This window comes from Acidovorax sp. Root219 (genome assembly GCF_001428665.1).
Taxonomy (GTDB): domain Bacteria; phylum Pseudomonadota; class Gammaproteobacteria; order Burkholderiales; family Burkholderiaceae_C; genus Acidovorax.
Map to the genome: position 1 here is coordinate 89,538 of NZ_LMIJ01000004.1, position 13,923 is coordinate 103,460.

General features: G+C 67.5%; 12 protein-coding genes. 8 read left to right on the top strand and 4 right to left on the bottom strand.

Annotated elements, in window-relative coordinates; all coding sequences use genetic code 11:
- The first annotated feature begins 36 nt into the window (after positions 1-36).
- Positions 37-2,571, top strand: coding sequence for a DUF3772 domain-containing protein (locus tag ASE28_RS04860; RefSeq protein WP_057265291.1), 2,535 nt, complete (start codon positions 37-39; stop codon positions 2,569-2,571).
- Between the two features lie 21 nt (positions 2,572-2,592).
- Here ASE28_RS04860 and ASE28_RS04865 read toward each other — a convergent pair whose 3' ends face one another.
- Positions 2,593-2,871, bottom strand: a complete 279-nt coding sequence (locus ASE28_RS04865) for a hypothetical protein (protein ID WP_057265124.1) — start codon at positions 2,869-2,871, stop codon at positions 2,593-2,595.
- Positions 2,872-2,944: 73 nt separating this feature from the next.
- Here ASE28_RS04865 and hemA point away from each other — a divergent pair, with 73 nt between their 5' ends.
- From hemA to ASE28_RS04895, 6 genes are all read left to right on the top strand, one after another.
- Positions 2,945-4,246 (top strand): glutamyl-tRNA reductase, encoded by a 1,302-nt coding sequence (gene hemA / locus ASE28_RS04870; protein WP_057265126.1) that lies wholly within the window; start codon positions 2,945-2,947, stop codon positions 4,244-4,246.
- Positions 4,247-4,332: 86 nt separating this feature from the next.
- Entirely contained in the window at positions 4,333-5,421 is a 1,089-nt protein-coding gene (gene prfA, locus ASE28_RS04875) for a peptide chain release factor 1 (protein ID WP_057265128.1), read from the top strand.
- A gap of 24 nt (positions 5,422-5,445) precedes the next feature.
- Entirely contained in the window at positions 5,446-6,297 is an 852-nt protein-coding gene (prmC, locus tag ASE28_RS04880) for a peptide chain release factor N(5)-glutamine methyltransferase (RefSeq protein WP_057265130.1), read from the top strand.
- A 52-nt stretch (positions 6,298-6,349) separates the two neighbouring features.
- Positions 6,350-6,673 carry a Grx4 family monothiol glutaredoxin gene (gene grxD / locus ASE28_RS04885; RefSeq protein WP_057204954.1) on the top strand — a complete coding sequence of 108 codons (324 nt, stop codon included), beginning with the start codon at positions 6,350-6,352 and terminating at the stop codon, positions 6,671-6,673.
- A 185-nt stretch (positions 6,674-6,858) separates the two neighbouring features.
- Positions 6,859-7,866, top strand: a complete 1,008-nt coding sequence (locus ASE28_RS04890) for an AAA family ATPase (protein ID WP_057265132.1) — start codon at positions 6,859-6,861, stop codon at positions 7,864-7,866.
- Between the two features lie 115 nt (positions 7,867-7,981).
- Entirely contained in the window at positions 7,982-9,313 is a 1,332-nt protein-coding gene (locus tag ASE28_RS04895; protein WP_057205230.1) for a hemolysin family protein, read from the top strand.
- A 14-nt stretch (positions 9,314-9,327) separates the two neighbouring features.
- On the opposite strand, the gene ASE28_RS04900 is transcribed toward ASE28_RS04895, so the two are convergent.
- Together ASE28_RS04900 and ASE28_RS04905 are read right to left on the bottom strand one after the other, a co-directional pair.
- Positions 9,328-9,999: a lytic transglycosylase domain-containing protein gene (locus ASE28_RS04900; RefSeq protein ID WP_057204960.1), complete on the bottom strand. Its 672-nt coding sequence runs from the start codon at positions 9,997-9,999 to the stop codon at positions 9,328-9,330.
- Positions 9,996-11,738, bottom strand: a complete 1,743-nt coding sequence (locus ASE28_RS04905; RefSeq protein ID WP_057204964.1) for a proline--tRNA ligase — start codon at positions 11,736-11,738, stop codon at positions 9,996-9,998. The genes ASE28_RS04900 and ASE28_RS04905 overlap by 4 nt, the downstream gene beginning before the upstream one ends.
- A gap of 92 nt (positions 11,739-11,830) precedes the next feature.
- On the opposite strand from ASE28_RS04905, the gene ASE28_RS04910 reads away from it, so the two are divergent.
- On the top strand, positions 11,831-12,532 hold the full coding sequence (locus ASE28_RS04910; protein WP_057204967.1) for an RNA pyrophosphohydrolase: 702 nt from the start codon (positions 11,831-11,833) through the stop codon (positions 12,530-12,532).
- A 175-nt stretch (positions 12,533-12,707) separates the two neighbouring features.
- Here ASE28_RS04910 and proB read toward each other — a convergent pair whose 3' ends face one another.
- The gene (gene proB, locus ASE28_RS04915; protein WP_057204970.1) at positions 12,708-13,850 is read right to left on the bottom strand and encodes a glutamate 5-kinase; all 1,143 of its coding nucleotides are present in this window, start codon (positions 13,848-13,850) and stop codon (positions 12,708-12,710) included.
- Positions 13,851-13,923: the final 73 nt, after the last annotated feature.

Consider the following 13,923-nt stretch of genomic DNA (forward strand, 5'->3'; position numbering starts at 1 on the left):
TCACAAGCGGTGCAGTGGGCGCGCCACAATGCACGCATGACATTGCACCGCTTCCGTGACCGCCTTGCGGCCAGCACGGCCCTCCTTCCTGCGCCCAGGTATTCCCGCCAACTGACCGACCTGCTACAGGCCGCCCTCCTGGCACTTCTGATCGGTCCATTCGCCCTGCCGTCCGCGTTGGCCCAGGGCCGCGGAGCCACCGCGCCCGCCGCCGCGGCCAGCAGCGCCGCCGGCGAAAAACCCGAACTGCCCAGCGTGGACGCGCTGCGCGAGCGCTTCGATGCCATCCCCGCCAAGATCGGCGAGGACGACGACTACCGCCAATGGCTCAGCGATGTCTCGGCCATCGGTACGGCCGCGAACCAGGTGGCCGCGCGGCGCGCCGAGGCGCTGGCGGATGTGGACTCCCGGCTCGCGGGCCTGGGCCCCGCGCCGGACAAGGGCGCATCGGCCGAGGCGCCGGACGTGGCGCAGCAGCGCAGCGCGCTGACCAAGGAGCGCAGCGGCATCGACTCCGAGCTCAAGCTGGCGCGCCTGATCGCGGTGGATGCCGAGCAGCGCAGCGCCGACATCATCCGCCAGCGGCGCGAGCTGTTCCAGACGGCGCTGACGACACGCATCGACTCGCCGCTGACCGGCACCTTCTGGCGCAATGTGCGCAGCTCGTTCCCCAGCGACTGGATGCGCCTGCAGTCCCTGGGCTACGAAATGCAGGAGGCGGTGGAAAAAGCCTGGGAGCCCCGGCACCGCACAGGTTTTGCTGTGAGCCTGGCCATGGCGCTCTTCGTGGCCATAGCCGGCACCTGGCTGGCAGAACGCCTGCTGCTGCGCCTGGCCCCGGCGCGCCTGCCGCAGGGCCGGCTGCGCCGCTCGCTGCTGGCCTTTGCCTCGGTGGTGGTGCACACCCTGCTGCTCGGGCTGGCGGCACAACTGGCGTGGAGCAGCCTCACGGTAGACGGCGACCTGGGCCCGCGCCTGCAGGCGCTTGAGCGGGCCACCATGCAACTGGTGGTGTTTGCCGCCTTCATGATCGCGCTGGGCCATGCACTGATCTCGCGCAAGCGCAGCTCCTGGCGACTCACGGCCCTGTCGGACGAACTGGCCACGCGCCTGGCCCCTTACCCCTGGTGGATGGCGTTCACGGCCCTGCTGGGCGGGCTCATCATCGAGGTCAACCGCGTGGTGGGCGCCAGCCTGTCGGCCGAGGTCTCGGCACACACCCTGTCGGCACTGCTGATGGCGCTGGTCATCCTGTGCGCCCTGCGCCACCTGCGCGCGCCCGCAGCGCCTGCGGGGGACACTCCGGCCACCGAAACCCCAGCGCAGGAGCCGCCGCCAGCGCCCCGGCCCATCTGGGTAGGCCTGCTGGTGGCAGCGGCAGCCGCCACGGCCTGCGCCATCTTGCTGCTGCTGGTGCTGGGCTTTGTGGCCCTGGCCCACATGCTGGCCGGCCAGATGGTCTGGACCGGGGTGGTGTTCGCCACCACCTACCTCCTGTTCGAGCTGGTGGAAGACCTGGCGCAGGCCGTGCTGTCCTCGCGCGGAGGCTTCGGCCAGCGCCTGCACAAGGGCCTGGGCATCGACGGCAAGCTGCTGGACCAGAGCGCAGTGGTCGCATCGGGTGCGCTGCGTGTGGTGCTGCTGTTCTACATGGTGATTGCCCTGCTGGCCCCGCTGGGCACGGCGCCCGACGAAGTGTTCCGCCGCGGTGGCAGCGTGAACCAGACCCTGCAGGTGGGCAGCGTCACGCTGGCGCCGCAGGCGCTGCTGACGGCGCTGGCCATCGCCTGCGCCGGCTTTGTGATGATCCGCATCCTCAAGCGCTGGCTCAGCGACCAGTTCTTTCCGAACACCTCGCTGGAGCCGGGCATGCGCAGCTCCATCGTCACCCTGCTGGGCTACGTGGGCGGAGTGGCAGTGGTCGCGGTGGCCCTCGCGGGCCTGGGGATCAGCGTGGAGCGCATCGCCTGGGTGGCCAGCGCGCTCTCGGTGGGCATTGGCTTTGGGCTGCAGGCCATCGTGCAGAACTTCATCTCGGGCCTGATCCTGCTGGCCGAACGGCCGGTGCGCGTGGGCGACTGGGTGGTGCTGGGCGAGACCGAGGGCGACGTGCGCCGGGTGAACGTGCGCGCCACCGAGATCCAGCTCGGCGACCGCTCCACCGTGATCGTGCCCAACTCGGAGTTCATCACCAAGACCGTGCGCAACATGACGCTCACCGGCGCCCCCGGGCGCGTGCTGCTGCGCCTGCCGGCGCCGCTGGATACCAATGCCCAGCGCATGCGCGAGGTTATCCTGGCAGCCTTTACGGCCCACGAAGGGATCATGGCCGACCCCGAGCCCATCGTGCAGCTCGAAGGCATTTTGAACGGCACGCTGACCTTTCTGGCCATCGGCTATGTGAGCAACCCGCGCAATGCGGGCGGGGTGCGCAGCGACCTGCTGTTCTCCATCCTGGACAGCCTGCGCGATGCGGGCCTGGCCCTGTCACCACCCGCCACGACGGCCATCACGCATGGAACCCGTGCCCAAGGGGGAGATACGCCGCTGGCACCGGTCGCACAGGCCTGACCGGCCTGCGCGACAGGGCGTTCAGCCCCTCCAGCTCTTGCACATGGCCCACTGGCAGGTGGCGCAGGCAAGCACCAGCGCGGCATAGGTCGCCATCTTGCCGTCGCGGCCCAGCAGCACCAGGCCGGCCAGCAGCACGGCGCTGCCCACTGCGAATTGGATAGCAGCCTGGGCCCATGTGGCGCGGTATGCGTTGGATTTCCAGCCCAGCAGGCGGGCGCCCAGCACCATCAGCACGGCCATGGCGGCGGCGGGCGCGAGGAAATTCAGCAGGTGGTTCAGCGTGTCCAGAGGACCCATGGCAATTGACCCAGATCAAGGCTTTCCCAGGCAGTTGTACCGGGATGTGCCAACAATTTTATAATCAGCGTCTATGGCAGTCTGGGCCCTCGGCATCAACCACACCACCGCGCCCCTCGATTTGCGCGGCAGGTTCGCGTTCGCGCTCGACCAGATCGCCCCCACGCTGCACGGCCTGCGCCAGTCGCTGGGCCAGGAAAGCCGCCACCCCGGTGTGGAAACCGCGATCATTTCCACCTGCAACCGCACCGAAATCTATTGTGCGGGCGAGCAGGCGGCCATCGACCACACCCTGGGCTGGCTGGCGCAAAGCGGCGGCGTGAGCCCGGCGTTGCTGCGCTCGCACTCCTATTCGCTCGAAGACAGCCTGGTGGCGCGCCATGCCTTTCGCGTGGCCAGCGGGCTCGACTCGATGGTACTGGGCGAAGCCCAGATCCTGGGCCAGATGAAAGACGCCGTGCGCGCCGCCGAAACCGCTGGCGCCCTGGGCACCACGCTGAACCAGCTGTTCCAGCGCAGCTTTGCCGTGGCCAAGGAGGTGCGCACCTCCACCGAGATCGGCGCGCACAGCATCAGCATGGCGGCTGCCGCTGTGCGCCTGGCGGGCCAGCTGTTCGAAGACCTGGGCAAGATCCGCGTGCTCTTCGTGGGCGCGGGCGAAATGATCGAACTGTGCGCCACCCACTTCGCGGCCAAGAACCCCAAGCAGATCGCGATTGCCAACCGCACGCTGGAGCGCGGCGAAAAGCTCGCCACGCGCTTTGGCGGCGAGGTCATGCGCCTGGCCGACCTGCCCGAGCGGCTGCACGAGTTCGACGCGGTGATCAGCTGCACGGCCAGCAGCCTGCCCATCATCGGCCTCGGAGCCGTGGAGCGCGCGCTCAAGAAGCGCCGCCACCGCCCCATGTTCATGGTCGACCTGGCGGTGCCGCGCGACATCGAGCCCGAGGTCAAGGCCCTGGGCGACGTCTACCTGTACACCGTGGACGACCTGGCCAGCGTGGTGCAGACGGCCCAGGCCAACCGCCAGGCGGCCGTGGAGCAGGCCGAGGCCATCATCGATGCCGGTGTGCAGAGCTTCATGCACTGGATGGACCAGCGCCACCCGGAAGGCGGCGTGGTGCCCCTGATCCGGCAGCTCAACGCCCAGACCGACAGCTGGCGCGCGGCCGAGATCGCGCGCGCCAAGAAGCTGCTGGCCCGTGGCGAGGACGTGGACGCGGTGCTGGAAGCCCTGTCGCGCGGCATCACGCAGAAGATGCTGCACGGCACCATGGCCGAGCTGCATGCGGGCGATGCCGAGATGCGCGCCCAGACGGCGCAGACCGTCTCGCGCCTGTTCCTGCGCTCGCAAAGCAAGAACAGCGGCCTGTAGCGGCGCCCGCCGCTCCACCAGGCACGTTGCCCGCCGCAAGGGCAGCGCCCGCTACGAACACGTAGCCCCTCCCCTTTTTTCACCGCATGAAGACTTTTCTCAGAAACCAGCTGGAGCGCTATGCGCAGCGCCTGGGCGAGCTCGATTTCCTGCTCTCGCGCGAGGACATCATGGGCGATATGGCCCAGTACCGCCTGCTGTCGCGCGAGCACGCCGAGGTGACACAGGTGGCGGGCCGCTATGCGCGCTACGTGCAGCGCGAGGCCGACCTGGCCGGCGCGCGCGAGATGCTGGCCGACCCCGACATGGCCGAGATGGCGCAGGAGGAGGTCACCGGCGCCGAGGCCGAGCTGCTGCAGCTGGAGGACGAGCTGCAGCGCCTGCTGCTGCCCAGGGACCCCGACGACACGCGCAATGCCTTCATGGAAATTCGCGCGGGCACGGGCGGCGACGAGTCGGCCCTGTTCGCGGGCGACCTCACGCGCATGTACTCGCGCTACGCGGCCAATGTGGGCTGGAAGGTCGAGGTGGTGAGCGAAAACGCGGCCGAGCTCGGTGGCTACAAGGAAATCGTGCTGCGCATCGAAGGCGACAACGTCTACGGCACCCTCAAGTTCGAATCCGGCGGGCATCGCGTGCAGCGCGTGCCGGCCACCGAGACACAGGGCCGCATCCACACCAGCGCCTGCACGGTGGCCGTGATGCCCGAGCCCGACGAGACCGAGGCCATCAAGCTCAACCCGGCGGACCTGCGCATCGACACCTTCCGCGCCAGCGGCGCCGGGGGCCAGCACATCAACAAGACCGACTCGGCCGTGCGCGTGGTGCACTTGCCCACCGGCATCGTGGCCGAGTGCCAGGACGGCCGCAGCCAGCACAGCAACAAGGCCAAGGCGCTGCAGGTGCTGCAGGCGCGCATCCAGGAAAAGGAGCGCAGCGAGCGCGCCGCCAAGGAGGCCGCGCTGCGCAAGGGCCTGATCGGCAGCGGCGACCGCAGCGACCGCATCCGCACCTACAACTTCCCGCAGGGCCGGCTCACGGACCATCGCATCAACCTCACGCTGTACAAGCTGCTCTTGGTGATGGAAGGCGACCTGGCCGACGTGCTGCAGGCCATGGCGCATGCGCGCGAGGCCGAGCAGCTCGAAGAGCTGGAGATGGGAGCTGCCGCCTGACGGCCGGCACCCGCCCTCGCCGCCATGGATACCACCGCTAATCCACCCGCCACCGTGGTTGACGCCCTGGGCCAGGCCCGCACCCTGGGCTTGGCGCGCATCGACGCACAACTGCTGCTGCTGCACGTGCTGGGCCGCGCCACCACCGACCGCGCCTGGCTGTTGGCGCACGACACCGATGTGCTCGCACCGGATGCCTCGGATCGCTACCAGACCCTGTGCCTGCGCCGCGCGGCGGGCGAGCCGGTGGCCTACCTCACGGGACACAAGGAGTTCTACGGCCTGGCGTTGCAAGTGGACGCCCGCGTGCTGGACCCGCGCCCCGACACCGAAACACTGGTGGACTGGGCCCTGGAGATCATCTCCCCCATGCCCGCCCCCCGCGTGCTGGACCTGGGCACAGGCAGCGGCGCCATCGCCCTGGCACTGCAGCACCAGTGCCCGGCCGCGCGCGTGCTGGCCGTGGACGCCAGCGCCGACGCACTGGCCGTGGCGCAGGCCAATGCGCACCGCCTGGCACTGCCCGTGCAGTTTGCACAGGCCAACTGGCTGCAGGGCGTGGAAGGCCGCTTCGATGCCATCGTCTCCAACCCGCCCTACATTGCTGCCGCCGACCCACACCTGGCCGCCTTGACCCACGAGCCGCTGCAGGCCCTGGCCAGCGGCGTCGATGGGCTGGACGACATACGCACCATTGTGGTGCAATCCCCCAATCACCTTGCACCGGGGGGTTGGCTGCTGCTGGAGCATGGCCACGACCAGGCGCATGCCGTGTGCGAACTGCTGCGCGCCGAGGGGTTCGGCGAGGTGCAAAGCCGCATGGATCTGGCCGGCATAGCACGCTGCTCCGGCGGACAATGGCCGACAGTGAAATAATCTGGTTATTGCGGGTCTCCGAGGCCCGCCAGCCCTTTCAAGGAGTATTCCCATGAGCGACCCCCAGCAACGCATCGACGCCCTCGTGAAATCCAGCGACATCCTGCTGTTCATGAAGGGCAACGCCAGCTTCCCCATGTGCGGTTTTTCGGGCCGCGCGATCCAGATCCTCAAGGCCAGCGGCGTGGACCCCAAGTCCGTGGTCACGGTGAACGTGCTCGAAGACGACGAGATCCGCCAGGGCATCAAGGAATACAGCCAGTGGCCCACCATCCCGCAGCTGTACGTCAAGGGCGAGTTCATCGGCGGCTCGGACATCATGATGGAGATGTACGAGTCGGGCGAGCTCAAGCAGGTGCTGGGCACCGGCGAGTAATTGCGCCCTGTCCCGGCACCTTCGGTGAGGCCGCCTTCGGGCGGCCTTTTGCATGGCGGCAACAAACGAAGGTAACAGCTGCGCAAAACCGGTTGCCAGGGCTTTTCCTGCGCTTGACCGGGCATGTTGTGTGCTTGAATGCTTGTGTGACGTGACGCTTTTGCAACTCACAAGGAGAGCATGCGATGACCAGCCATAGCCTTGTTCCCCAAGCACCCGCCCTGCGCCTGCCGGTGGCCCAGATGCGCAATGTGTTCCACCCCGGAGATGTGGAGCGCAAGCTCTCGCGGCTGCAGGAGTCGGGTAACCAGCGCGAGTACGAAACCCTGCGCACCGTCTACGAACGCATGCTGGAGCGCGGGCCGGAGCGCTTTCAGGTCAAGCCTTCGGGCGTGCCCGACATGGCCAGCCTCTACGATCAATTGCCCAATTTCACGGACGTGCTGGACGACGTGAAGCGCCATGTGGCCCTGGCCCAGGACAGCAGCGACGGCCTGGAGGTCACGCCCATGCTGCTGCTGGGCCCGCCGGGCATCGGCAAGACCCATTTCGCGCGCCATCTGGCCGAGTTGCTGGGCACGGGCATGAACCTCTTGCCCATGAGCTCCATGACCGCAGGCTGGCTGCTGTCGGGCTCGTCGGCCCAATGGAAAGGGGCACGCCCCGGCAAGGTCTTCGAGGCCCTGGTGGAGGGCGAGTACGCGAACCCGGTGATCGTGGTCGACGAGATTGACAAGGCCGCGTCGGACGCGCAGTACGACCCGCTGGGCGCTCTGTACAGCCTGCTCGAGCACGACACGGCGCAGAGCTTCACCGACGAGTTCGCCGAGGTGGCCATCGACGCGAGCCAGGTCATCTGGATCACCACGGCCAACGACACGCGCGGCATTCCCGACCCGATCCTCAACCGCATGAATGTGTTCGAGGTAGAAGCGCCCACGCTGGCGCAGGCGCGCACCATCGCGCGCAACCTCTACCAGGGCATACGCGCCGGGCACGACTGGGGCCGCCTGATCGACCCCGAGCCGCAGGGCGATGTGCTGGACCTGCTGGCCACGATGCCACCGCGCGAGATGCGCCGGGCGCTGATGACCGGTTTCGGCAATGCGCGGCTGGAACGGCGCTCCACGGTGGAGGTGGCCGATCTGCCGCGAGCCGCCGCCGGGCGTGGGCGCATCGGCTTCGTGCAGTAGGCGGGCCAGGCCGCAGTCCCGCAGCGGTAGCGCGCCAAAGGGCGCCGTGGTGCATCGGGCAGGCAGATACACTCTGTAGCCCGGTGTGCCGCAGCGCCACGTTCTGTCGCTCTTCATGTCCCTGACCCAAAGCTTTTTCGTGATCGGGCTGCTGATTGCAGCCAGCGCCTTCTTTTCCATGGCCGAAATTTCGCTCGCGGCCGCGCGCCGCCTGCGCCTGCGCCAGATGGCGGACGAAGGCGACGCGCGCGCCGATCGCGTGCTGCGCATGCAGGAGCAGCCGGGCGACTATTTCACGGTGGTGCAGGTCGGGCAGAACGCAGTGGCCATCCTCGGCGGTATCGTCGGCGAGGGGGCGCTGAGCCCGCATTTCAGCACGCTGTTCGGCTGGTGGCTCAGCGAGGGCAATGCGCAGACGACGGGCTTTCTGGCCTCGTTCCTGGTCATCACCTCGCTGTTCATCCTGTTTGCCGACCTGTTCCCCAAGCGCCTGGGCATGGCCGAGCCCGAGCGGCTGGTGGTGCGCCTGGCCAAGCCCATGGCCTGGTGCATGACGATTTTGCGCCCGGTGGTGTGGTTCTACAGCCGGCTGGCAGATGCGCTGTTCCGCGTGCTGGGGCTGTCTTCGCTGCGCGATGACCGCATCACCTCGGATGACATCCTGGCCATGATGGAAGCCGGCACCCGGGCCGGCGTGCTGGCAGCGCGTGAGCAGCAGGTGATCACCAACGTGTTCGAGCTGGACACACGCATGGTGTCGAGCGCCATGTCGCAGCGCGACCGGGTCTCCTTTTTCCTGCGCGACGAGTCAGACGCGGTGATACGCCTGCGCATCGCGGCAGAGCCGTTCTCGACCTACCCGGTGTGCGAGGGCGACATCGACCATGTGGTGGGCTATGTGGACGCCAAGGACCTGTTCCAGCGCGTGCTCAACAACCAGCCCATCTCGCTGGCCGACGACAGCCTGGTGCGCAAGGTGCTGATCGTGCCGGACCGGCTGACCCTCTCCGAGGTGCTCGAGCAGTTCCGCCAGGTGCACGAGGATTTCGCAGTCATCGTCAACGAGTACAGCCTGGTGGTGGGCGTGGTGACCCTCAACGACGTGATGAGCACGGTGATGGGCGATCTCGTATCCCCACTGGACGAGGAGCAGATCGTGCGGCGCGACGAGAACTCCTGGCTGATCGACGGGGTGACACCCATCGGCGATGTGCTGCGCGCACTGTCGCTCGACGAACTGCCGCATGCCGAGGAGTACGAGACCCTGGCCGGCTTTTTGATGGTGATGCTGCGCCGCGTACCGCGCAGAACGGACAGTGTGAGCTGGGGTGGCTACAAGTTCGAGGTGCTGGACGTGGACAGCTACCGCATCGACCAGGTGATGGTTTCGCGACTGTCGCAGGCGGGCAGCCAGGACAACGCGAACACGCCAGGAACCATCGTCTAGCTCCCGCGAGAGACTCAGCCGGCTGCGGGCCGGTCGACGTACTCCCAGCTGCGCTGGGCACCGAAGACGGCGTTCGGATAAGGCGGGCGCCCCCGGCTGCCGTTGTAGCGCCCCAGCGCCATGAACAGGTCACCGCGCTCGCGGTCGATGTAGTGGCGCAGGATCACGCAGCCAAAGCGCAGGTTGGTCTGCATGTGGAACAGCTTGCCGGCGTCGCCGTCGCCGATCACGCGCGTCCAGAACGGCATGACCTGCATGTAGCCGCGCGCGCCCACGCTGGAGACGGCGAACTTGCGGAACCCGCTTTCTACCTGGATCAGGCCCAGCACCAGGGACACATCGAGCCCTGCGCGCTTGGACTCGTACCAGACGGTCTGCAGAAAGTCACGGCGCACCTCCCACTCGGGCTTGCGCCGGCGCAGGCGGTCGCTCATCGCGGCCAGCCAGCGGGTGTAGTGCAGGCGGGTGTCGGTGGTGAAGAACTCGGGCTCGGGTGGGGCCTGGTTGGCGATGGCCGAGCTCAGCGCGGTGCGCACCGAGTCCATCAACGGCTCTTCGAGCTGGCCCCCAGCTTGCGCCAGCGTGGGCGCAGCCAGCCACGCCGACGGCCCCAGGAGCGACGCGGCAAGGCAGGTGCGACGGGACAGGCCAGGGCCCCCGCCACCGAAGCCGTGCACCCCACTCATACCGCCATGCGGCCCTTCACATGGGCCCAGATGTCGGTGATGGCCACCTTGGTGGCAGCGCTGTCGCGGCGGTGCTGGTACTCGACCTGGCCTTCCTTGAGGCCCCGGTCACCAATCACCACGCGGTGGGGCACGCCGATCAGTTCCCAATCGGCGAACATGGCGCCTGGGCGTTCGCCCCGATCATCCAGCAGCACATCGACGCCGGCCGCGAGGAACTCGGCGTACAGCTTGTCCGCCGCGACCTTGACCTCTTCGCTGCGGTCCATGCCAATGGGGCAGATGACCACGGTGAAGGGGGCGATGGCGTCGGGCCAGATGATGCCGCGCTCGTCGTGGTTCTGCTCGATGGCTGCGGCCGGCAGGCGGGTGATGCCGATGCCGTAGCAACCCATCTCCAGCGGCTGGGGCTTGCCGTTCTCGTCAAGGAAGGTGGCGTTCATGGCGCGGCTGTACTTGGTACCGAGGTAGAACACATGGCCCACTTCGATACCGCGCTCGATCGCCAGTTCCCCCTTGCCGTCGGGCGAGGCATCGCCGGCCACGACGTTGCGCAGGTCGGCCACGGCGTCGGGCTCGGGCAGGTCGCGGCCCCAGTTCACGCCGGTCATGTGGAAATCGGCCTCGTTGGCGCCGCAGATCCAGTCGGCCATGAGGGCCACGTCGCGGTCCACAACGGTCTTCACGGGCTTTTTCAGGCCCAGGGGGCCCAGGTAGCCGGGCTTGCAGCCGAAGTGCTCCTCGATTTCGCCGAGGGTGGCGAAGCGGAAGCCCGCCAGGCCTGGCACCTTGCCGGCCTTGATCTCGTTCATGTCATGGTCGCCGCGCAGCAGCAGCAGCCAGACCTGCGTCTTGACGATTTCGCCCGCATCGTTGGTCTCGTCGGTGGCCAGCACCAGCGACTTGACGGTGGTGTTCAGCGGAACGTTCAGCAGTTGGGCCACGTCGGCGCAGGTGCTTTTGCCGGGCGTAGGGGTCTTGGCGAGGGCCTGGGTGGCGGCGCCGCGTGGGCCCGCGGGCGCCAGGGCCTCGGCCTTTTCCATGTTGGCGGCGTAGTCGCTGCCGGGGCAGTAGACGATGGCGTCTTCGCCGGTGGCGGCGATGACCTGGAACTCCTCGCTCAGGTCGCCGCCGATGGCGCCGCTGTCGGCGGCCACGGCACGGTAGGTCAGGCCGAAGCGGTCGAAGATGCGGCGGTAGGCCTGGGCCATGACCTGGTAGCTCGCCTTGGCAGCAGTCTGGTCGCGGTCGAAGCTGTAGGCGTCCTTCATGGTGAACTCGCGCCCCCGCATCAAGCCGAAGCGGGGACGGCGCTCGTCACGGAACTTCGTCTGGATCTGGTAGAAATTCTTTGGCAACTGTTTGTAGCTGCGCAGCTCCTGGCGAGCGATGTCAGTGATCACTTCTTCGCTGGTAGGCTGGATGACGAAGTCGCGGCCATGGCGGTCCTGGATGCGCAGGAGTTCAGGGCCCATTTTCTCGAAGCGCCCTGTCTCCTGCCAGAGCTCGGCGGGCTGCACCACGGGCATGGCGAGCTCCACGGCGCCGGCACGGTTCATTTCCTCGCGCACGATGGCCTCGACCTTGCGCACCACGCGCAGGCCCATGGGCATGTAGTTGTAGATGCCGGCGCCCAGCTTCTTGATCAGGCCGGCCCGCGTCATGAGTTGGTGGCTGACCACCTCGGCGTCCGCAGGCGCTTCCTTGAGGGTGGAAATAAAGAATTGGGAGGCTTTCATCGGCTTCGGCAGAGGGCGTCTGGGTGCAGCCCACTTGCTGCGCTCAAAGCGCCGTGCATAATGGACACAGTTTAAAAATTTGGGGTTTGATTATGCTTGACCGGGACGGCTTTCGGCCGAACGTCGGCATCATCCTGCTCAACCAGAAGAACCAGGTGTTCTGGGGCAAACGCATCCGCACCCACAGCTGGCAGTTTCCACAGGGTGGCATTGACCGGGGGGAAACCCCGGAACAGGCCATGTTCAGGGAGCTGCACGAAGAAGTGGGCCTGCACCCCAACCACGTGCGCTTGGTGGCCCGTACACGGGACTGGTTGCGCTATGAGGTGCCTGACCGGTACATCCGCCGCGATGCGCGCGGACACTACAAGGGCCAGAAGCAGATATGGTATCTGCTGCAACTGGTCGGACACGACTGGGATCTGAACCTGCGTGCCACCAACCACCCGGAGTTCGACGCCTGGCGTTGGAACGACTACTGGGTGCCGCTGGACGTGGTGGTGGAGTTCAAGCGCGGCGTCTACGAAATGGCGCTGACGGAGCTGGCGCGTTTCCTGCCCCGCAACGAGCAGCGCAACCGCTACCTGCGCAGCGGCATGCGTGCGCGCGATGAACACGCGGGCAGTGCCATGTTCCGCACCGGTTCACTGCTGGTGAACCCGGGCATGGAGCTTCCGCCGGGTGCGAGTTTCGACCCCGATCCACAAAACAGCCGGCCCATGGCGCTGGAAGAGTTGCCTGCCATTTCTTCAGACACGGGGAGCAGCAGCAGCTTCCCTCCCACGCCCAAATAACAAGCACCGATGCGTGTGCAGGCAGGCCTTGGCGGCTTGCCATGCTCCGCGCCCGAGGCAGCCATACCGGGTGTCTGCCCCATGCAGCCGAGCGTACTGGCGGGAGATACGCCCCGACCGGGACATTTTTCTGACCAGAATTGCCCTGGCAGGCTGTGGATCGCCTACTGACCGCCTACTTGATTGTCAGCACCATGTTGTCGCGGTGCACCATCTCGGCCTCGGCCACGTAGCCGAGCAGGCGTTCGAACTCTGAGGAAGACTTGCGGCACAGCAGGCGGGCCTCGGCGCTGGCATAGTTGGCCAGGCCCCGGGCGATCTCCACGCCAGCCAGGTCGCGCACGGCGATCACGTCGCCGCGCGAGAAATCTCCCTCGACGGCCGTCATGCCGATGGGCAGCAGGCTCTTGCCTTCGTCGCGCACCTTGGCAGCGGCGCCGGCATCGACCAGCACGGCACCGCGCAGTTGCAGGTGGTCGGCCATCCACTGCTTGCGGGCCTGCTTTTTCTGCGTCTGCGCCACCAGCAGGGTGCCCAGGGCCTCGCCCTTGACCAGGCGCACGAGCACGTCCTGCTCGCGCCCCCAGGCGATGACGGTGGAGGCGCCCGAGCCGGCCGCGCGCTTGGCCGCCAGGATCTTGGTGATCATGCCGCCCTTGCCGATGCTGGAGCCGGCGCCGCCGGCCATGGCTTCAAGCGCGGGGTCTCCGGCCTTGGCCTCGTGCACGAATTGTGCGGCGGGGTCACGGCGCGGGTCGGCCGTGTACAGGCCCTTCTGGTCGGTGAGGATAACGAGCGCGTCGGCCTCCACCAGGTTGGCCACCAGAGCCCCCAGGGTGTCGTTGTCGCCGAACTTGATTTCGTCGTTGACGACTGTATCGTTCTCGTTGATCACCGGCACCACGCCCAGGCGCAGCAGGGTGAGCAGGGTGGAACGCGCGTTCAGGTAGCGCTCACGGTCGGCCAGGTCGGCATGGGTGAGCAGCACCTGGGCACTGCCCATGCCCTGCTCGCGCAGCTTGGTCTCGTACATCTGGGCCAGGCCCATCTGGCCGACGGCGGCGGCGGCCTGCAACTCGTGCACTTCATGCGGGCGGGTGGTCCAGCCCAGGCGCTTCATGCCCTCGGCAATCGCGCCGCTGGAGACCATGATCACCTCGCGCGGCACCCCACCGCCTTCGCCGCGCACCAGCGCAGCGAGTTGCCGGCTCCACTCGCCGATGGCCGCCTCATCCAGGCCCCGGCCTTCGTTGGTGACCAGGCTGGAGCCTACCTTGACGACGATTCGGCGGGCATCCCGCAGCACACTGGAAACCATTTTTGCTTCTTTTGCCTCTGTCGCTGGGCGGCCAGGATGGCTGCCATCACTGCATTGTTCTGTACAGGCCCAT